Raw genomic sequence first — 19,559 nt, 5'->3', positions numbered from 1 at the left:
ATGAACACCTCACTCGGCAACTCCGCACGGCAGCTCTGGGCCGCACTGCGCGCCCTGCTCGTCCTCACCCTGGTCTGCGGCGTCCTCTACCCGCTCGTCGTCACGGGCGTCGCCCAGGGCCTCATGCCGGGCCGGGCGAACGGCTCCGAGATCACCGCCGACGGCCGGACCGTCGGCTCGGAACTCATCGGGCAGCGCTACGACCTGCCCCTGAAGAAGGGCGAGGACACCGCGGCCCCCGATCTGCGCTGGTTCCAGCCCCGGCCCTCCAACGGGCTGGGCACCAACAGCGTCAACACCCAGTACTCCCTGATCCTCTCCGGCGCCACCAACCGCTCCGGCGACAACAAGGAGCTGATCGACTGGGTCACCGCCGCCAAGGCCGCCGTCGTCGAGGACAACTCCGTCCCCGGCCACCCGGTCGACCCCTCCGACGTCCCGGCCGACGCCGTCACCTCCTCCGGTTCCGGCCTCGACCCCGACATCTCCCCGGCCTACGCCCGCCTCCAGGTCCAGCGCGTCGCCCTCCGCAACCACCTCGACCCGGCGCGCGTGCAACAGCTCGTCGAGCAGCACACCGACGGCCGGATCCTCGGCTTCGTCGGGGAGCCCCGCGTCAACGTGCTGCGGCTCAACATCGCGCTGCGGCAGCTCGTGGACGACGCGCGGACGTCCTGACCGGCCCGGACGTCCCGGGGCGGGTCCCGCGCGGACCCGCCCCGGGCATTGCCCGTCCCCGCACCGCGTGCCCATACTGGCGGCCGACGGACCGAGGACCCACGGGGAGCGACATGACCGAGACAAGCGCCGCGCCGGACAACGGAGCGGGAGGCGGCACCGCCGTCGCCGAAGGCCCCATGGTCCGGATCGAGGACCTGCACCGGTCTTACGGCTCCGGCGCGGGCGCCGTGCACGCGCTGCGCGGCGTCTCCTTCGACATCCCGCGCGGCGAGCTGGTCGCCCTCAAGGGGCGCTCGGGCTCCGGCAAGACGACGCTGCTCAACCTGGTCGGCGGCCTGGACACCCCCGACGGCGGCCGGATCACCGTCGACGGCACCGACCTCTCCACGCTCGGCGAGAACGGGCTGCTGGAGCTGCGCCGCGACCGGATCGGCTTCATCTTCCAGTCCTTCGGCCTGATCCCGATCCTGACCGCCGCCGAGAACGTCGGCGTACCGCTGCGGCTGCGCAAGGCCGACCCGCGCGAGCGCGAGGAGCGCGTCTCGCTCATGCTCTCCCTGGTCGGCCTCGCCGACCACGCGGCCCAGCGCCCCGGCGAACTCTCCGGCGGTCAGCAGCAGCGCGTCGCCATCGCCCGCGCGCTCGCCAACCGGCCCGCCCTCCTGATCGCCGACGAGCCGACCGGCCAGCTCGACCAGGAGACCGGCCTGGCCGTCATGGAGCTGCTGCGCGCCGTGGTGCGCAGCGAGGGCGTCACCGCCCTCGTCGCCACCCACGACGCCCAGCTGCTCGGCCTCGCCGACCGGGTGCTGGAGCTGAGCGACGGGCACATCATCGAGCACTGAGACGGGCACATCATCGAGCACTGAACCGGGAGACCGGCGCCGAGCCCTCCGGGCCGTCCATTTTGGTCGGTGGCCCGGGGGCTTCCCGCCGCCGCTTCCGGCGCTCTCCGGCGGGAGACCCCGGACGCGCCTTAGGATCATCACCGTCGCGACTGGCGAGGGTGGATCACCACCGGGAAGCGACCCCTCCACGGAGGAGCCGCCGACCGCCTGGGCGCTCCGTCGGCCCGTCCGACCAGGAGTGCGACAGTGCGCATGCGTTACGGAATGAACCCCCAGCAGACCGCCGCCGAGGCGGCCCCCGTGCACCCGGGCCGGGCCCCGCTCCGGGTGCTGTACGGCACCCCGTCCTACATCAACTGGCTGGACGCGCTCAACGCCTGGCAGCTCGTACGCGAGGCCGCAGAGGTGCTCGGCGCCCCGGCCGCGGCCTCCTTCAAGCACGTCTCGCCCGCCGGGGCCGCGCTGGCCGGTCCTGTCGACGAGGCCGTCGCCCGGCAGCACGGCGTCGACCCGGCCACCGTCGGTCCGCTCACCAGCGCCTATCTGCGGGCCCGGGACGGCGACCCCAAGTCCTCGTACGGGGACTTCGCGGCCGTCTCGCACGAGGTCGACGCCGAACTGGCCGAGCTGCTGGCCCGCGTGGTCTGCGACGGCATCGTCGCCCCCGGTTACGCGCCGGGCGTGGCCGCCGCCCTCGGCCGGAAGCGGAAGGGGTCCTTCCTGGTGCTGGAGGCCGATGCGGACTTCATCCCGCCCGCCGCCGAGTCCCGCGAGGTCTACGGCCTGCGGCTCTCCCAGGAACGCGACCCCGTCCCCGTCTCCGCCGGCCTCCTCGCCGACGTCGTCACCGGGGAGATGCCCGACGCGTCCCGCCGGGACCTGCTCCTCGGACTCGTGGTGCTGCGCCGTACCCAGTCCAACGCGGTCTGCTACCTCAAGGACGGCATGGCCCTGGGCATCGGCGCGGGACAGCAGTCCCGGGTGGACTGCACCCGGCTGGCCGGGGCCAAGACGGACACCTGGTGGCTGCGCCGGCACCCCCTCGTCCGGGATCTCGTCTTCCGCGAGGGAATCCGCCGGCAGGACCGGATCAACTGGCAGATCCGGCTCGTCGAGGGCGACCTCACCGCCGACGAGCGGGACCGCTGCCGCGAGGCGCTCGGCGGCGAGCCGCCGGAACTCGGCCCGCAGGAGCGCGCCGCCTGGCTCGCCCGGCTCACCGGGGTCGCCTTCGTGTCGGACGGCTCGCTGCCCTTCCGCGACAACGTCGACCACGCCCGGCGCCACGGTGTGACCTGCATCGCGGAACCCGGCGGATCGATCCGCTCCGACGAGGTCGCCGAGGCCTGCCGCACCCACGGGATCGCCCTCGCCCGCACCGGTCTGCGCCTCTTCCACCACTGACGACGGCGGTGGCGGCGGTGGCATCAGAGTTGTGTCAAGACGGGTCACCGCCCCACCCCGCGCCCGATATGCCGGATATCCACGGGGTATTTTCGACAGTGGCCGCCGCGCGGCGGCCACCGGTCCCGCTGGTGGTGACCGGGACCGGGAAGACAATGGGGCCATGGGGCGCGGCAAACTTCGGATCTACCTCGGTGCGGCACCGGGCGTCGGCAAGACGTACGCGATGCTCTCCGAGGCGCACCGCCGGGTCGAGCGGGGCACCGACTGCGTCATCGGCTTCGTCGAGCACCACGACCGGCCGCGCACCGAAGTGATGCTGCACGGCCTGGAGGAGGTCCGGCGCCGCGAGATCGAGTACCGCTCCGCCGTCTTCACGGAGATGGACGTCGACGCCGTACTGGAACGCGCCCCCGCCGTCGCCCTCGTCGACGAACTCGCCCACACCAACGTCCCCGGCTCCCGCAACGCCAAGCGCTGGCAGGACGTCGAGGAACTCCTCCAGGCCGGCATCGACGTGGTCTCCACCGTCAACATCCAGCACCTGGAGTCCCTCGGCGACGTCGTCGAGTCCATAACCGGCGTACGCCAGCGCGAGACCGTCCCCGACGAGGTGGTCCGCCGCGCCGACCAGCTCGAACTGGTCGACATGTCGCCCCAGGCCCTGCGCCGCCGGATGGCCCACGGCAACATCTACAAGCCCGACCGGATCGACGCCTCGCTCTCCAACTACTTCCGCCCCGGCAACCTCACCGCCCTGCGCGAGCTGGCCCTCCTCTGGGTCGCCGACCGGGTCGACGAATACCTCCAGCAGTACCGGGGCGAGCACAACATCCGCACCACCTGGCAGGCCCGCGAGCGCATAGTCGTCGGGCTCACCGGAGGCCCCGAGGGCCGCACCCTCATCCGCCGTGCCGCCCGGATGGCCGCCAAGGGCTCGGGCAGCGAGATCCTCGCCGTCTACGTCGCCCGCAGCGACGGACTGACCTCCGCCTCGCCCAAGGAGCTGACCGTCCAGCGCACCCTCGTCGAGGACCTGGGTGGCACCTTCCACCACGTCATCGGCGACGACATACCCTCCGCGCTCCTCGAATTCGCCCGGGGCGTCAACGCCACCCAGATCGTCCTCGGCTCCAGCCGCCGCAAGACCTGGCAGTACATCTACGGACCCGGCGTCGGCGCCACCGTCGCCCGCGAGTCCGGCACCGACCTGGACGTCCACATCGTCACGCACGACGAGGTCGCCAAGGGCCGGGGCCTGCCCATGGCCCGCGGCGCCCGGCTCGGCCGGGCCCGCATCATCTGGGGCTGGTTCGTGGGCGTCGGGGGGCCGGCCCTGCTCGCGCTGCTCCTCAAGGGCCTGGAGAACGGCCCGGGGCTCGCCAACGACGTCCTGCTCTTCCTCTTCATGACCGTCGCCGCCGCCCTCCTCGGCGGGCTGCGGCCCGCCCTCGCCTCGGCCGCCGTGGGCTCGCTGCTGCTGAACTACTGGTTCACCCCGCCCACCCACACCCTGACCGTGCAGGACCCCGAGAACTTCGTCGCCATCGTGATCTTCTTCGCGGTGGCGGTCGCGGTGGCCTCCGTGGTGGACCTGGCGGCCCGCCGTACCCATCAGGCCGCCCGGCTGCGCGCAGAGTCCGAGATCCTGTCCTTCCTGGCCGGCAGCGTGCTGCGTGGCGAGACCACCCTGGCCGCGCTGCTGGACCGGGTCCGCGAGACCTTCGGCATGGAGTCGGTCGCGCTGCTGGAGCGCACCAGCGACGTCGAACCGTGGACCTGCGCGGGGAGCGTCGGCCCGGCGCCCGTCACCCGGCCCGAGGACGCCGACGCGGACATGCCCGTCGGCGACCACATGGCCCTCGCGCTCTCCGGCCGGGTGCTGCCCGCCGAGGACCGCCGGGTGCTGGGCGCCTTCGCCGCCCAGGCCGCCGTGGTCCTGGACCGCCAGCGCCTCGTCGGCGAGGCGGAGGAGGCCCGCCGGCTCGCCGAGGGCAACCGGATCAGGACCGCCCTGCTGGCCGCCGTCAGCCACGATCTGCGCACCCCGCTCGCCGCCATCAAGGCCGCCGTCAGCTCCCTGCGCTCCGACGACGTCGCCTGGTCCGACGACGACGAGGCGGAACTCCTCGAAGGCATCGAGGCAGGCGCCGACCGTCTCGACCACCTCGTCGGCAACCTCCTCGACATGTCCCGCCTGCAGACCGGCACCGTCACCCCGCTGATCCGCGAGATCGACCTCGACGAGGTGGTGCCCATGGCCCTGGGCGGTGTCCCCGAGGACAGCGTCGACCTGGACATCCCCGAAACGCTGCCCATGGTGGCCGTCGACCCCGGACTGCTGGAGCGGGCCGTGGCGAACGTCGTCGAGAACGCCGTCAAGTACAGCCCCGAGGGCGACCGCGTCACCGTGGCCGCCAGCGCCCTCGCCGACCGGGTCGAACTCCGCGTCGCCGACCGCGGCCGCGGCGTCCCCGACGAGGCCAAGGAACGCATCTTCGAACCCTTCCAGCGCTACGGGGACGCCCCGCGCGGAGCCGGCGTGGGCCTCGGCCTCGCCGTCGCGCGCGGCTTCACCGAGTCCATGGGCGGCACACTCGACGCGGAGGACACGCCCGGAGGCGGCCTCACCATGGTCCTGACCCTCAAGGCGGCCCCCGGGCACGCCCCGGTCGGCCCCGACCTGCCCGCGCGGGTCACCTCATGAAACGCGGAACGCCCCGCGCCCCGCGTACACACGGCAGAAAGGCAGGACCCCGATGACCCGGGTGCTCGTGGTCGACGACGAGCCGCAGATCGTGCGCGCCCTCGTGATCAACCTCAAGGCGCGCAAGTACGAGGTGGACGCGGCGCCGGACGGGGCCACCGCGCTCCAGCTGGCCGCCGCCCGCCACCCCGACGTCGTCGTGCTGGACCTGGGCCTGCCCGACATGGACGGCGTCGAGGTGATCCGGGGACTGCGCGGCTGGACCCGGGTGCCGATCCTGGTCCTCTCGGCCCGGCACACCTCCGACGAGAAGGTCGAGGCCCTGGACGCGGGCGCCGACGACTACGTCACCAAGCCGTTCGGCATGGACGAGCTGCTGGCCCGGCTGCGCGCCTCGGTGCGGCGCGCCGAGCCCGTCGGCCAGGACGGCGGCGACGAGGTGGTGCTCGTGGAGACCGAGGACTTCACCGTCGACCTCGCCGCCAAGAAGGTCCACCGCGCGGGCCGCGACGTACGGCTCACCCCGACCGAATGGCACCTGCTGGAGGTCCTGGTCCGCAACAGCGGCCGCCTGGTCAGCCAGAAGCAGCTGCTCCAGGAGGTCTGGGGGCCCTCGTACGGCACCGAGACCAACTACCTGCGGGTCTACATGGCCCAGCTGAGGCGCAAGCTGGAGGCCGACCCCTCGCACCCCCGCCACTTCGTCACCGAACCGGGCATGGGCTACCGCTTCGAGAAGGCGTGAGTCCTGCCGCACTCCCAGGACAGGCCGTGAGCGTCAAGGCGTGAGCCCTGCAGGCCCCCGGAAGGGGCGTGAGCGGGGCCACGCAGATAACCCGTTCGAGTGAGACGGTGGCCACCCGCCGGGACCCCGGGGGACCGGTACCCTTCGGGTATGAGTGCTGTTCCTCGATTCGAGAAGTCCCCGAAGGCCCCACGGCCGTCCGGGCGCTTCCGGCGGATGCTCGACCGCCTCTCCAGCTCCCAGGAGGACCTGGAGTGCGAGGAGCTGGAGGAGGACGCGCAGGCGTCGGGATGCACCCGCATCTCCGAGTGCACCGACCGCCAGATCGTGAAGGTCACTGGTACCTTGCGGACGGTCACCCTGCGACCGCGCGCCGGAGTCCCCGCCCTGGAGGCGGAGCTCTTCGACGGCACCGCGCCGCTCGACGTGGTCTGGCTCGGCCGCCGCTCCATCGTGGGCATAGAGCCGGGCCGCAAGCTCATCGCCTCCGGCCGCATCGCCATGAGCCACGGGCGCCGGGTGCTGTTCAACCCCAAATACGAACTCCGACCGCTCGGCAAGGAGTAGCCGGTGACGTCTCTCGACAAGCCGACGTCCGACACGGACCGCACCACCGACCAGCAGGAGGCCGATGCGAAGGCCGTCACCGAGGCCGCGCTCTTCGAGGCCTTCGGCGGCGTGCGCGGCATGGTGGAGACGGTCCTGCCCGGACTCCTCTTCGTCACGATCTTCACCATCGACAAGAACCTCACGAACTCGGCCATCGCGGCCGTCGCCGTGTCGCTGGTGCTCGTGGCCGTCCGGCTGATCCGCAAGGACACCGTCAAGCACGCCTTCAGCGGTGTCTTCGGCGTCGCCTTCGGTGTGGTCTTCGCCAAGATGACCGGCAACGCCAAGGACTTCTACCTCCCGGGCATGCTCTACACCCTGGGTCTGGCCCTCGCCTACCTGGTCACCGCCCTCGCGGGCGTCCCGCTCATCGGCCTCATCCTGGGCCCGGTGTTCAAGGAGAACCTCTCCTGGCGCACCCGTAACCCCGGCCGCAAGACGGCGTACACCAAGGCCAGCTACGCGTGGGGGCTGATCCTCCTCGCCAAGTGCGCGATCCTCTTCCCGCTGTACTGGTGGGCCGACACCACCCAGTTCGGCTGGGTCCTGGTCGCCCTGAAGATCCCGCCGTTCCTGCTCGCCGTCTACCTCACCTGGGTCTTCCTGGCGAAGGCCCCGCCGCCCATCGACGTCTTCGCCGAGATGGAGGCCGAGGAACAGGCCGAGAAGGCCCGCAAGGCGGCCGCCGCCGAGGCGGCCCGCGGCCAGGAACTCTGACACACGGCCGGGGAACTCTGACACACGGCCGGGAAGCTCTGACACACCAGAGCGCACGGCACCACGCACACGTCACACGCACACGTACGAGGGGCCCGGCACCGCCACTGGCGGTACCGGGCCCCTCGCGTACGTGCGTACCCGCGCCGGTCAGTCCTCGGCGTCGTCGCCCCGGCGGACCGACAGCAGGTCCTCCAGCTGCTCCTCGCGCGCCTGGGCGGCCACGAACAGCAGCTCGTCACCGGCCTCCAGGGTCTCCTCCGTGCTGGGCGTCAGCACCCGCTGCCCGCGGATGATCGTGACCAGCGAGGTGTCCTCGGGCCAGGCGACCTCCCCGACCTGCGTCCCCGCCAGCGCCGACTCCGGCGGCAGGGTCAGCTCGACCAGGTTCGCGTCGCCGTGGCTGAAGCGCAGCAGCCGGACCAGATCGCCGACGCTCACCGCCTCCTCGACCAGGGCCGACATCAGACGCGGCGTGGACACCGCGACGTCGACGCCCCAGGCCTCGTTGAACAGCCACTCGTTCTTCGGGTTGTTCACCCGGGCGACCACCCGTGGAACGCCGTACTCCGTCTTGGCGAGCAGCGAGACGACCAGGTTCACCTTGTCGTCGCCGGTCGCCGCGATCACCACGTTGCAGCGTTGCAGCGCGGCCTCGTCCAGCGAGGTGATCTCACAGGCGTCCGCCAGCAGCCACTCGGCCATCGGCACCCGTTCCACCGAGATGGCGGTCGGCGCCTTGTCCACGAGCAGCACCTCGTGACCGTTCTCCAGCAGCTCGCCCGCGATGGAACGACCCACCGCGCCGGCCCCGGCAATCGCGACACGCATCAGTGACCGCCCTCCTCGGGGCCCTCGGCGAAGGCCGCCTCGACCTTCGCGATCTCGTCCGTCCGCATCATCACGTGGACGAGGTCGCCCTCCTGCAGCACCGTCTGCGAGGACGGCAGAATCGCCTCGCCCAGACGGGTGAGGAAGGCCACGCGCACCCCCGTCTCCTCCTGGAGGGTGCTGATCTTGTGGCCGATCCACGACGGCGTCGTGTGCACCTCCGCGAGCTGCACCCCACCGCTCGGATCGCGCCACAGCGGCTCCGCGCCCGAGGGCAGCAGCCGGCGCAGCATCTGGTCCGCCGTCCACCGCACGGTGGCGACCGTGGGGATGCCGAGGCGCTGGTAGACCTCGGCGCGCCGGGGATCGTAGATCCGGGCCGCGACGTTCTCGATGCCGAACATCTCGCGCGCCACCCGGGCGGCGATGATGTTCGAGTTGTCGCCGCTGCTCACCGCCGCGAACGCGCCGGCCTCCTCGATCCCCGCCTCGCGCAGCGTGTCCTGGTCGAAGCCCACGCCCGTGACCCGCCGGCCGCCGAAACCCGAGCCCAGGCGCCGGAACGCCGTGGGGTCCTGGTCGATCACGGCGACCGTGTGCCCCTGCTGCTCCAGGGTCTGCGCGAGAGCGGCTCCCACGCGCCCGCAGCCCATGATGACGATGTGCACCTTGCGCCTACCTCGCAGTCCTGGTCGTCCGGCTGACCTGCGAAAACACCCTGCTCACACTCTTTCCTCGGCTGGCCGGGCAAACAATGGGGCAACGGTTTCGTGCCGTTGCCCAGGATGAGCTTATGCGGCGCGGGGTGCGTTGCCTCATTCGAGTCTGGCCATCGCGCCGTCCCTGTGGCAAAGGCGACGCCGTCCGACACGGCCCGCAGGGCATTTGCGCGCTTTCGCGCGACGGCGGCGCAAGGATTGCGTTAAGGATTCCGTGGCCTTTCCGCCCAACCGCAGGAGATTGCGGGGCCACGGGGGTGGTGCGTCGGAGAGTCCCATACGAAACCCTTACGATCCTCAGCGTGTCCAAACTGACCGACCTGCCCAAACGGATCCTGATCGGCCGGGCCCTGCGCAGCGACAAGCTGGGGGAGACGCTCCTCCCCAAACGCATCGCCCTTCCCGTCTTCGCCTCCGACCCGCTGTCCTCGGTGGCGTACGCACCCGGCGAAGTCCTGCTGGTGCTGTCCATCGCGGGTGTGTCGGCGTACCACTTCAGCCCGTGGATCGCGGTCGCCGTCGTGGTGCTCATGTTCACCGTCGTCGCCTCGTACCGCCAGAACGTGCACGCGTACCCGAGCGGTGGCGGCGACTACGAGGTCGCCACCACCAACCTCGGCCCCAAGGCCGGACTGACCGTGGCCAGCGCGCTGCTGGTCGACTACGTCCTGACGGTCGCCGTGTCGATCTCCTCCGGGGTGGAGAACCTCGGCTCCGCGATTCCCTTCGTCGTCGAGCACAAGACGCTGTGCGCCATCGCCGCGATCGTGCTGCTCACCCTGATGAACCTGCGCGGAGTCAAGGAGTCCGGCAAGCTCTTCGCCATCCCCACGTATCTGTTCGTGGCCGGCGTCTTCATCATGATCGTGTGGGGCGCCTTCCGGGGACTGGTCCTCGGCGACACGATGCACGCGCCGACCTCCGAATACACCATCCGGCCCGAACGCGAGGGCCTGGCGGGATTCGCCCTCGTCTTCCTGCTGCTGCGCGCGTTCTCCTCCGGCTGTGCCGCGCTCACCGGCGTCGAGGCCATCAGCAACGGTGTCCCCGCCTTCCGCAAGCCGAAGAGCAAGAACGCCGCCACGACCCTCGCGATGATGGGCCTGCTGGCCGTCACCATGTTCTGCGGCATCATCGGACTGGCCATGGCCACCGATGTGAAAATGGCCGAGAACCCGGCGAAGGACCTGATCAGCAACGGCACACCGGTCGGTTCCGGATTCGTCCAGGACCCGGTGATCTCCCAGGTCGCGGCAGCAGTCTTCGGCGACGGGACGTTCTTCTTCGTGATCCTCGCCGCGGCCACCGCGCTCGTCCTCTTCCTGGCCGCGAACACGGCGTACAACGGGTTCCCGCTGCTCGGCTCGATCTTGGCCCAGGACCGCTATCTGCCGCGGCAGCTGCACACCCGTGGCGACCGGCTCGCCTTCTCCAACGGCATCGTGCTGCTGGCCGGCGCGGCGATCCTCCTGGTGTGGATCTACGGAGCCGACTCGACCCGGCTCATCCAGCTCTACATCGTCGGCGTCTTCGTCTCCTTCACCCTGAGCCAGACCGGCATGGTCCGGCACTGGAACCGCCACCTGCGTACCGAGAAGGACCCGGCCAAGCGCCGCCACATGATCCGCTCGCGGGCCATCAACACCTTCGGCGCCTTCTTCACCGGCCTGGTGCTCGTCGTCGTCCTCGCGACCAAGTTCACCCACGGCGCCTGGGTCGCCCTGCTCGGCATGGTGATCTTCTTCGGCACGATGACCGCCATCCGCCGCCACTACGACCGCGTCGCCGAGGAGATCGCCGCCGACGAGACCCCCGCGGACGAGACGATCCGCCCCTCCCGGGTGCACTCCATCGTCCTCGTCTCCAAGCTCCACCGCCCCACCCTGCGCGCCCTCGCCTACGCCAAGCTCATCCGCTCGGACCACCTGGAGGCGCTCTCCATCAGCGTCGACCCGGCCGAGACCAAGGCCCTCAGGGAGGACTGGGAGCGACGCGGCATCAACGTCCCCCTCAAGATCCTCGACTCCCCGTACCGCGAGGTGACCCGCCCGGTCATCGAGTACGTCAAGAGCCTGCGCCGCGAGAGCCCGCGCGACGTCGTGAGCGTCTACATCCCGGAGTACGTGGTCGGCCACTGGTACGAGCACCTGCTCCACAACCAGAGCGCCCTGCGCCTCAAGGGCCGGCTCCTCTTCACCCCCGGCGTGATGGTCACCTCCGTCCCGTACCAGCTGGAGTCCTCCGAGGCCGCCAAGAAGCGGGCCCGCAGGCGCGCCGACTGGAACGCCCCCGGCTCCGTCCGCCGGGGCCCGGTGGAGCGCAAGCCGAAGGAACCGGCCCCGAAGGGCTGAGCCGGTGACGGTGGTCGCCTCGTCCCACGGCGGCCGGGGCCCACTCGCTGCTCGACGGTGGTCGGCGGTCCGGCGACACCCACGTAGACTCGTAGGTTGTCGTCCGGCCGCCGGCCGTCCCCTTCCCCTCTGGAGCCATCCCCTCATGCAGAACGAATCGACGTCGCCGCAGACCGGGGAGACGCAGCCGGAGTCGCTGGTCGGCAGGGAGTACGAGGTCGAGGTCGGCCCGGTCGCCCACGGCGGCCACTGCATCGCCCGTACGGACGAGGGCCGGGTCCTGTTCGTCCGCCACACCCTGCCCGGCGAGAAGATCGTCGCGAAGGTCACCGACGGCGCCACGGACTCCCGTTTCCTGCGCGCCGACGCGGTACGGATCATCGAGGCGTCCAAGGACCGCGTCCCTGCGCCCTGCCCGTTCTCCGGCCCCGGCAAGTGCGGCGGCTGCGACTGGCAGCACGCCAAGCCGGGCGCGCAGCGCCGCCTCAAGGGCGAGGTCATCGCCGAACAGCTCAAGCGGCTCGCGGGCCTCACCCCCGAGGAGGCGGGCTGGGACGGCACCGTCATGCCCGCCGAGGGCGACAAGCTCCCGGCCGGCGAAGTGCCCGCGTGGCGCACCCGCGTCCAGTACGCCATCGACGAGGACGGCCGCGTCGGACTGCGCAGGCACCGCTCCCACGACGTCGAGATCATCGACCACTGCATGATCGCCGCTCCCGGCGTCACCGAACTCGGCATCGAGCACCAGGACTGGCCCCGCATGGCGTCGGTCGAGGCCATCGCCGCCACCGGCTCCCACGACCGCCAGGTCATCCTCACCCCCCGCCCCGGCGGCCGCCTCCCCCTCGTCGAACTCGACAAGCCCGTCTCCGTCCTCCGCGTCGACGAACGCGACGGCGGCGTCCACCGCGTCCACGGCCGCGCCTTCGTCCGCGAACGCGCCGACGACCGCACCTACCGCGTCGGCTCCGGCGGCTTCTGGCAGGTCCACCCCCAGGCCGCCGACACCCTCGTCCGCGCCGTCATGCAGGGTCTCCTGCCCCGCAAGAACGACACCGCCCTCGACCTCTACTGCGGCGTCGGCCTCTTCGCCGGCGCCATCGGCCAGCGCATCGGCGAGAAGGGCGCCGTCCTCGGCATCGAATCCGGCAAGCGCGCGGTCGAGGACGCCCGCCACAACCTCAAGGACCTGGACCGCGTCCGCATCGAACACGGCAAGGTCGACCAGGTCCTGCCCCGCACCGGCATCACCGAATGCGACCTCATCGTCCTCGACCCGCCCCGCGCGGGCGCGGGCAAGGCCACCGTCCGGCACCTGGTGGGCCTGGGAGCGCGCCGAATCGCCTACGTGGCCTGCGACCCGGCGGCGCTGGCGCGGGACCTGGCGTACTTCGCGGAGGGCGGCTACAAGGTGCGGACGCTGCGGGCGTTCGATCTGTTCCCGATGACGCATCACGTGGAGTGCGTGGCGATCCTTGAGCCTGCCGAGAAGGGCGCCTGACCTGCGATTTCGCCGAGTGTGCATGAGGTGCGCTGTGAGCGTCACGGGCGACATCTTGACGCATATTCGACGCGCGTTCTGATGAGCTGTCAGGTACACGTTTCTGCAGGTGACGGTGTGTTGAGTACGGCTTGACGGGGGTTCCTTTTTTACATGAGTGTTTCTGGGTGTCGGCGAGTTCCTTGTCGGTGGGGATGTGTTCGCTGCGGTCCTGTTCTTGAAGGACGAGGAATCCGACGCTTTCGCCTTGGGTGGTGACGGTGGAGTGCGGTGGTGCGCTGCGGCGACGGTGGGGTGGGGGAGCGCCTTGCGTGGTTCCGAGTGCTGCCTTATGGCCTTGTGATTCGGTGGCGATGATGAGGGCCTGGATGATGCGTGGGGCTCGGTTTTGGTGGGATTTGGTGGGCGTGTGCGGACGGCCTCGGTCAGCTCCCCCGGGTCCACAGCGAGCTCGCCGCGACGCGGGGAGGCGGAACGGGCGGGTCCCCGCGCGGTGATCGCTGCTGGTGGGGCTGGCTCGGTACCCGGTCGGCCCCAGGATGTGGGGCCGACCGCGGGGTGCTGGGGATACCCGCGCACCTGTCACCTGGTCGGAGTCCGCGCCGTAGGGGTTGGCCGGTGCGGGCCTCCTGTCGGGGATCACCCGGACACCACGACGATGACAGGGCGACGGTCCCCAGGCGACAGGCCGGGCATCATCACGCACATGTCGAGCGTGGTTCACTCGACCTGCAAGGAGCAGGGGAGCTCTCGACGCACTACTCATGCGTGGCGCGCATGATTTGGGGAGTTGGCCGTGGACGCGATCGACCGTCACATTCTGAACATCCTCCGCAAGGACGGGCGAGCGCCCGTGTCCGAGATCGCGCGTGCTGTGGGACTCTCGGCGGCGCCGTGCGCCCGCCGCATCGAGCGCATGGAGAGGGAGGGCGTGATCCGCGGCTACACGGCGGTCATCGAGGACAGCCGGGTGGGCACGCTTCAGGCGTTCATCGAGATCCGCCTGCTCGGCGCGACCGACAGCGACGAGATCCAGGGCATCGCCGAGAGCATCCCGGAGATCGAGGAGAGCCACAGCATCGCCGGTACCTCCGACGCCCTGCTCAGGCTCCGGGTCCGGGATGTGAAGCATCTTCAGCAGGTGATCAACGCCGTACGCCGGACCGGCATGGTGGAGGGCACCAGGACCTTCATCATCATGAACACCTGGACCCGCGCGACCGAACAGGCCGGTACCCCGTAATCCCGGAACGACGTCGTGCTGTGGCCGGAGGTCGTTCGTCCGCCGACCGCGGACTCGATCCGTGGTGCGGGCCCGACGTCGTCGCCCGGTACATGACTGAACCCGGTGGGTGCCGGGCTGGCGGGCGGGTCACTCCCGTGTTGGTGTGACGGTGTGTGCCAGTTGGAAGCGTGAGTGCAGGCCGAGTTTCCGGTAGACGCGGGTGAGGGTCGCTTCGACCGTCTTGACGCTGACGGTGAGCGTGGTGGCGATCTCGCGGTTGCTCGCTCCGGCGGCGGCGAGTTCGGCGCAGCGCTGCTCGGCGGAGGTGAGGCGGGGGTGGGCGTCTCCACCCGTGGGGACGGCTTCCAGCCGGCGGAGGGTGTGTGCGGCGGCTTCGGCCCACGGGTGTGCCTGGTGGGCGGTGAAGAGGTCGGCGGCGCTCTGCGCGGCGGCGCGGGCGCTGGCGCGGCGGCGTCCGCGCCGTTCGGCGTGGCTGAGCGCCAGGAGGGTCCTGCCGCGTTCGAGGGGGAGGTGGCGAAGGCGGTCGGCCGCGTCGGTGAGGCGTCGGGCCGCGGTGTCGTAGTGGCCGCGGGCGGCGTCCAGGAGTGCCTGGGCGCGTTCGAGCGGCGGGAGGACCGCGTCCCTGCCGAGGTCGGTCGCGGTGCGGCGGGTGTCGTCCAGGAGGCTCTGTGCCTGGTCGAGGTGGCCGAGGGCGACGAAGGTCTCGGCGAGTTCGGGGTGCCAGCGCAGGACCGACGGGTCGCCGACCTGCTGGAGCTCTTCCAGTGAGCGGACCTCTTCCAGGACCTCCAGGGCTTCCTTGGGGCGGCCGGTGGCCAGGAGGAGGTGGCCGAGGGCGAAGAGGTTGCGGGAGAGGAAGACCATGTTGTCCTCCTGCCGGGCGGTGTCGACTCCGCGGCGTGCGTGGACGAGGGCGAGGTCGGCGCGCCGGGCGGTGCCCGCGACGAGGGCGGAGGTGTAGCAGGCCGGTGCGGCCGACAGCGCGGTCCCGTCGGTCAGCGCCTGGGCACGGTCGGCGTGGTGGAGCGCTCTGGCGCAGCGTCCGGCGCGGAGTTCGGCCTCGGCGAGGCTGCGGAGGATGTCCACGGTCGCCTCGGCGTCACCCGCCCGCTCGGCTTCGACGAGCAGCGGGAGCAGCACGGTGCGGGCCTCGTCGGGGCGGTCGTCGAAGAGGGCGTGCCGGGCGGCGAGGTGCTGGGGTGTGCCGTTGGCCGGGATGGCGGCGGCCCGCGGCAAGGACAGGGCGCGGCCGAGCGTGGTCTCGGCGTCGGCATGGCCGAGGACGCGTTGAAGACGGGCCCGCATCGTGAGGGCCATGACGGTGGCGGTGGTGTCGCCGGCGGTCTCGGCGAGGACGGTGGCCTGGCCGGCCAGGTCACACGCCCGGCGGGCGTCCCCCTCGTTGACGTTGGCCCAGATGGACTGGCGGATGAGGATCTGCGCGGTGAGGCCGGGGCGTCCGGCCGCCGTGTGGAGTGCGTCGGCGAACAGTTCGTCCGCACCGTGCAGGTGCCGGCCGCTCGCGTCGATCAGGGCGATGAGAGTGTCGACGCGCTGTTCGGGGGTGGTGTCGTGGCCCAGGACGAGGCGGGCGGCGGCCCGGCCGCGGGGAAGGTCGCCGTAGTGGGCGGCGTCGCGCACGGCGGTCAGGGCCCGTTCGGTGAGCAGTTCGCTGTCGTCGTGCGAGGTGCGCTGGGCAGCGAGGAAGGAGAGTTCCGCGGCGAGTGCGTGGTCACCGCGCTGCCGGGCGCGTACGGCGGCGCGGGCGGCGCGCTGGGCCGACCGCGGGTCGGTGTCGTCGGCCGCCAGTACGGTGTGCCGGTCGCGGCGGACGCTGTCGTGGCTGGCCTCGACCAGGCGGGCGTGCAGGAGTCTGCGAGCGTCGTCGGGCAGCCGCGTCGTGAGTTCCGTGCCGATCGCGGAGGCGGTGAACCGCACGCTCCCGTCCACCCGTCCGATGTCGAGCAGTCCCGCTGCCTCGGCCTGGGTGAGCAGGGCCTCGGCCGCCGGGCCGACGAGGCGGCCGAGCAGTTCCAGGTCGGGCCGGTCGTCCAGCGCGGCGAACGTCAGCAGTTCCCGCACCTGGGCCGGTACTTCGCCCAGCCACTCACCCACCAGCCGGCGGGCCGCCGGCGGCAGGGCCGGCTCGCTCTCACCCTCCCGGTCCGCGAGCGGCCGCGGGGCGTCGGCCAGCGCCAGGGCCAGGGCAGGGTTCCCGCCACTGTGGGCGTGGACGCGCGTGACCTCGCGGGGAGCGAGCCGGTACGAGGACAGCAGGGCCGCGATCTGAGGTGCCGTCAGAGGCGGGATGCGTACCACGTGCGTGTCCTCACCGCACCAGTGGCCCGCGGCTCCCGGGCGCCAGACGCGCTCGGCCGCGATGACGGGAAGGTCCGGGGCCAGGCGCAGCGCCCAGCCGAGGACCGCCGCACTGGTGTGGTCCAGCCACTGGGCGTTGTCCACCACCAGCGTCATCGGTGGTGCCTCCCGCAGCAGAGCAGCGGTCAGGCGGCGCAGCCGCAGTTCCCGGCCGGCATCGTCCGGAGCACCGGACCGGCCGGCGGTCTCGTCGAGTGCCGCCGTCAGCTCCCGCGCGGCGGTCGAGGCCGGTAGCGCCAGCGCGAGTTCGAGCAGCCCGGCACAGGCGACCAGGGCGTCCCGGGGGCCCGGGGCCAGCCGCAGGACCGGAAGGCCCGACTGCCGTCCCAGGACACCGGCCGCGGTGGTCTTGCCGCTTCCGGGCGGCCCGAACAGGACCACCCGGCGCGTACCGTGTCCGTTTTCAGACACCTCCGGCAGCAACGGGCCGGTCTCGTGGGACGCGTTCGTCCACATCGCAGAGTCTGGCATCGGGCCATGGTGCGCCCGCCGGGGCTCCCCGTCCAGGTCAAGGGGTTTCCCCGATGTCGGCAGTCCCCCTCGTCTCTAGCCTCAGGGCCACAGCCGGGCCAACTGCCGCCGAACACCCCCCGCACCCCAGGTGACGTTCTGCGGCATTTCCCCGACGAGGCCCGGCGGAAGGATTGTCATGTACCGCAAGAACGCCCTGGCTGCCGGTGTCGCGGCAGCCCTCGCACTGGGCTCCGTGACCATGGTGGCCACCCAGTCCACCGCCGTCCCCCAGTCCGCCGCCGCCGGTACCTCCGCCGCTCAGCCCGGTGCCGGCTTCCGGGCGATGACGGCCGACACACGCGTCGAGGCGATACGCGAGGCCGGCCGGAACGCGTCCGCGACCGCCCGTGCGCTCGGCCTCGGCCCCGACGAGCGCCTGGTGGCCAAGGACGTGCTGATCGACACCGACGGCGCCCGGCACGTGCGCTACGACCGCACCTACAAGGGCATGGACGTGATCGGCGGCGACCTGGTCGTCCACCTGGCCAAGAACGGTGAGATCACCGGCTCGGACCTGGCGCACCAGGGCGCCATCGAGGTCGCCCGCACCACCCCGAAGCTGACGGCGGCCGACGCCTCGGCCAAGGCCGTGAAGCACGCCAAGCACGTGAAGAAGGCGAAGGCCGGCAGCAAGGACAGCACCCTGGTGGTGTACGCGGCGGGCAAGATCCCCGTCCTCGCCTACCGCTCGACCGTCACCGGCGCGGGCGAGACCGGTCCGGCCTCGCGCGAGGCGGTGATCGTGGACGCCGCGAGCGGCGCACTGCTGGAGCAGTACGAACTGCACCAGACCGTCACGGGCACCGGCAACGGCGTCACCGTCGGCCAGGTCTCCATCGAGACCACCCAGACCGGCAGCGGCTACACCCTCACCGACGCGGCGCACGGCGGCACGATCGTCTACGACTCCTACAACAGCCCCCAGTCGAATCCGAGACAGAACGCCAGGGCCTTCTCCAAGGCCTCCAACACCTGGGGCAACGGCACCGCGTCCAGCCGCGAGAGCGCCGCGGTGGACGCCTCCTACGGCCTGGCGAAGACCTGGGACTACTACAAGTCCTCCTTCAACCGCTCCGGCATCCGCAACGACGGCCGCGGCGCCCCCGCCTACGTCCACGTCGACAACAGCCTGGTCAACGCCTTCTACGACGACAACTGCTTCTGCATGTACTTCGGCGACGGCTCCTCGCAGAACGGCAACACGCCGGTGACCGCGGTCGACGTGGCCGGCCACGAGATGAGCCACGGCGTCACCGCCTCCACCGCCAACCTCACCTACTCCGGCGAGTCCGGCGGCCTCAACGAGGCCACCAGCGACATCTTCGGCACCATGGTCGAGTTCTACGCCAACAACGCCGCCGATCCGGGCGACTACTACATCGGCGAGAAGCTCAACATGTCCAGCGGCTACCTGCGCCGGATGGACAACCCCTCCGCCGACGGGAACTCGCTCTCCTGCTGGAACTCGGGCGCGGGCTCGGTGGACGTCCACTACTCCTCCGGCATCGCCAACCACTTCTTCTACCTGGCGGGCGAAGGCACCGGCGCGAAGACCATCGGCGGACGCGCGCACAACGGAACCACCTGCAACAACGACACCTTCAGCGGCATCGGCAAGGACAAGGCCGCCGCCGTCTGGTACCGCGCCCTGTCCACCTACATGACCTCCACCACCAACTACGCCGGCGCCCGCACCGCCACCCTGCAGGCCGCCGCCGACCTGTACGGCACCAACTCCCAGGAGCGGTACCTCGTCTCCAAGGCGTGGGCGGCCGTCAGCGTCGGCGCCGCGCTGCCCGACCCCGGCAACGGCACCCCCACCCCCGATCCGACCGATCCGACCGATCCCCCCAGCGGAAACGCGCTGACCAACGGCAGCTTCGAGCAGGGCACCAGCGGCTGGACCCAGAGCGACAACATCATCACCAACTCGTCCCTGCAGCCGGCGCGCGACGGGTCCTGGTACGCCTGGATGATGGGCTACGGCGCTGACGCCGTCGAGTCCGTGTCCCAGTCGAACGTCGCGGTGCCCGCCACCGGCGCCCCCAAGCTCACGTTCTGGCTGAAGGTCTCCACCCAGGAGTCCGGCTACGCCGCCTACGACACCCTCAAGGTCAAGGTCAACGGCACCACGCTGGCCACCTACTCCAACGCCAACGTGAGCTCCGGATACGTCCAGAAGACCGTCGACCTGTCCGCCTTCAAGGGCCAGTCGGTGAAGCTGGAGTTCGCCGGCACCGAAGACACCTACCTGGCGACCATCTTCCTGCTCGACGGCATCGCCATCGGCTGACCGGCCCCCTCACCC

At 71.4% G+C, this 19,559-nt stretch carries 14 protein-coding genes and 1 riboswitch; of the genes, 11 read left to right on the top strand and 3 right to left on the bottom strand.

The genetic code is table 11. The features are described 5' to 3' along the window. The 7 genes from ACFVDM_RS28475 (at position 1) to ACFVDM_RS28445 (ending at position 7,711) form a co-directional block, all read left to right on the top strand. Positions 1-678, top strand: a complete 678-nt coding sequence (locus tag ACFVDM_RS28475; RefSeq protein ID WP_383646307.1) for a potassium-transporting ATPase subunit C — start codon at positions 1-3, stop codon at positions 676-678. A 113-nt stretch (positions 679-791) separates the two neighbouring features. Continuing rightward, complete coding sequence (locus tag ACFVDM_RS28470) at positions 792-1,526, top strand: ABC transporter ATP-binding protein (protein WP_383646304.1); 735 nt, start codon at positions 792-794, stop codon at positions 1,524-1,526. A 138-nt stretch (positions 1,527-1,664) separates the two neighbouring features. Then, a riboswitch (ZMP/ZTP riboswitch) is annotated at positions 1,665-1,749 on the top strand. A gap of 32 nt (positions 1,750-1,781) precedes the next feature. Beyond that, entirely contained in the window at positions 1,782-2,933 is a 1,152-nt protein-coding gene (locus tag ACFVDM_RS28465; RefSeq protein WP_383646300.1) for a phosphoribosylaminoimidazolecarboxamide formyltransferase, read from the top strand. 163 nt (positions 2,934-3,096) lie between these two features. Next, entirely contained in the window at positions 3,097-5,640 is a 2,544-nt protein-coding gene (locus ACFVDM_RS28460; RefSeq protein WP_383646297.1) for an ATP-binding protein, read from the top strand. A 52-nt stretch (positions 5,641-5,692) separates the two neighbouring features. Beyond that, complete coding sequence (locus tag ACFVDM_RS28455; RefSeq protein ID WP_383646294.1) at positions 5,693-6,385, top strand: response regulator; 693 nt, start codon at positions 5,693-5,695, stop codon at positions 6,383-6,385. A 150-nt stretch (positions 6,386-6,535) separates the two neighbouring features. Next, positions 6,536-6,952 carry an OB-fold nucleic acid binding domain-containing protein gene (locus ACFVDM_RS28450; RefSeq protein WP_383646290.1) on the top strand — a complete coding sequence of 139 codons (417 nt, stop codon included), beginning with the start codon at positions 6,536-6,538 and terminating at the stop codon, positions 6,950-6,952. Positions 6,953-6,955: 3 nt separating this feature from the next. After that, the gene (locus ACFVDM_RS28445; RefSeq protein ID WP_383646287.1) at positions 6,956-7,711 is read left to right on the top strand and encodes a DUF3159 domain-containing protein; all 756 of its coding nucleotides are present in this window, start codon (positions 6,956-6,958) and stop codon (positions 7,709-7,711) included. A gap of 150 nt (positions 7,712-7,861) precedes the next feature. Here ACFVDM_RS28445 and ACFVDM_RS28440 read toward each other — a convergent pair whose 3' ends face one another. Both ACFVDM_RS28440 and ACFVDM_RS28435 read right to left on the bottom strand, forming a co-directional pair. Further along, positions 7,862-8,542, bottom strand: a complete 681-nt coding sequence (locus tag ACFVDM_RS28440; protein ID WP_383646284.1) for a potassium channel family protein — start codon at positions 8,540-8,542, stop codon at positions 7,862-7,864. After that, positions 8,542-9,210, bottom strand: a complete 669-nt coding sequence (locus tag ACFVDM_RS28435; protein ID WP_026242838.1) for a TrkA family potassium uptake protein — start codon at positions 9,208-9,210, stop codon at positions 8,542-8,544. The genes ACFVDM_RS28440 and ACFVDM_RS28435 overlap by 1 nt, the downstream gene beginning before the upstream one ends. A gap of 353 nt (positions 9,211-9,563) precedes the next feature. Between ACFVDM_RS28435 and ACFVDM_RS28430 the strand changes: the two genes are divergently transcribed. The 3 genes from ACFVDM_RS28430 (at position 9,564) to ACFVDM_RS28420 (ending at position 14,356) form a co-directional block, all read left to right on the top strand. Continuing rightward, complete coding sequence (locus ACFVDM_RS28430) at positions 9,564-11,612, top strand: APC family permease (protein WP_383646281.1); 2,049 nt, start codon at positions 9,564-9,566, stop codon at positions 11,610-11,612. Positions 11,613-11,757: 145 nt separating this feature from the next. After that, on the top strand, positions 11,758-13,113 hold the full coding sequence (locus tag ACFVDM_RS28425; protein ID WP_383646279.1) for a class I SAM-dependent RNA methyltransferase: 1,356 nt from the start codon (positions 11,758-11,760) through the stop codon (positions 13,111-13,113). A 796-nt stretch (positions 13,114-13,909) separates the two neighbouring features. After that, positions 13,910-14,356, top strand: coding sequence for an Lrp/AsnC family transcriptional regulator (locus ACFVDM_RS28420; protein ID WP_383646277.1), 447 nt, complete (start codon positions 13,910-13,912; stop codon positions 14,354-14,356). A gap of 129 nt (positions 14,357-14,485) precedes the next feature. Here ACFVDM_RS28420 and ACFVDM_RS28415 read toward each other — a convergent pair whose 3' ends face one another. After that, positions 14,486-17,209, bottom strand: coding sequence for a LuxR C-terminal-related transcriptional regulator (locus ACFVDM_RS28415; protein ID WP_383646274.1), 2,724 nt, complete (start codon positions 17,207-17,209; stop codon positions 14,486-14,488). 178 nt (positions 17,210-17,387) lie between these two features. Between ACFVDM_RS28415 and ACFVDM_RS28410 the strand changes: the two genes are divergently transcribed. Continuing rightward, positions 17,388-19,544 (top strand): M4 family metallopeptidase, encoded by a 2,157-nt coding sequence (locus ACFVDM_RS28410; protein ID WP_383646271.1) that lies wholly within the window; start codon positions 17,388-17,390, stop codon positions 19,542-19,544. Positions 19,545-19,559 lie beyond the last annotated feature (15 nt).

It is taken from the genome of Streptomyces sp. NPDC057682 (assembly GCF_042799575.1).
Taxonomy (GTDB): Bacteria; Actinomycetota; Actinomycetes; order Streptomycetales; family Streptomycetaceae; genus Streptomyces.
Note: the sequence above shows the minus strand (reverse complement) of the source record. Positions and strands in the feature narration are given on the sequence as shown.

Bases quoted from the DNA above. Each gene is read 5' to 3' on its own strand.
- ACFVDM_RS28410 (WP_383646271.1), top strand. From the start codon at position 17,388: ATGTACCGCAAGAACGCCCTGGCTGCCGGTGTCGCGGCAGCCCTCGCA.
- ACFVDM_RS28470 (WP_383646304.1), top strand. From the start codon at position 792: ATGACCGAGACAAGCGCCGCGCCGGACAACGGAGCGGGAGGCGGCACC.
- ACFVDM_RS28440 (WP_383646284.1), bottom strand. From the start codon at position 8,542: ATGCGTGTCGCGATTGCCGGGGCCGGCGCGGTGGGTCGTTCCATCGCG.
- ACFVDM_RS28460 (WP_383646297.1), top strand. From the start codon at position 3,097: ATGGGGCGCGGCAAACTTCGGATCTACCTCGGTGCGGCACCGGGCGTC.
- ACFVDM_RS28455 (WP_383646294.1), top strand. From the start codon at position 5,693: ATGACCCGGGTGCTCGTGGTCGACGACGAGCCGCAGATCGTGCGCGCC.
- ACFVDM_RS28450 (WP_383646290.1), top strand. From the start codon at position 6,536: ATGAGTGCTGTTCCTCGATTCGAGAAGTCCCCGAAGGCCCCACGGCCG.
- ACFVDM_RS28425 (WP_383646279.1), top strand. From the start codon at position 11,758: ATGCAGAACGAATCGACGTCGCCGCAGACCGGGGAGACGCAGCCGGAG.
- ACFVDM_RS28475 (WP_383646307.1), top strand. From the start codon at position 1: ATGAACACCTCACTCGGCAACTCCGCACGGCAGCTCTGGGCCGCACTG.
- ACFVDM_RS28415 (WP_383646274.1), bottom strand. From the start codon at position 17,209: ATGCCAGACTCTGCGATGTGGACGAACGCGTCCCACGAGACCGGCCCG.
- ACFVDM_RS28465 (WP_383646300.1), top strand. From the start codon at position 1,782: ATGCGTTACGGAATGAACCCCCAGCAGACCGCCGCCGAGGCGGCCCCC.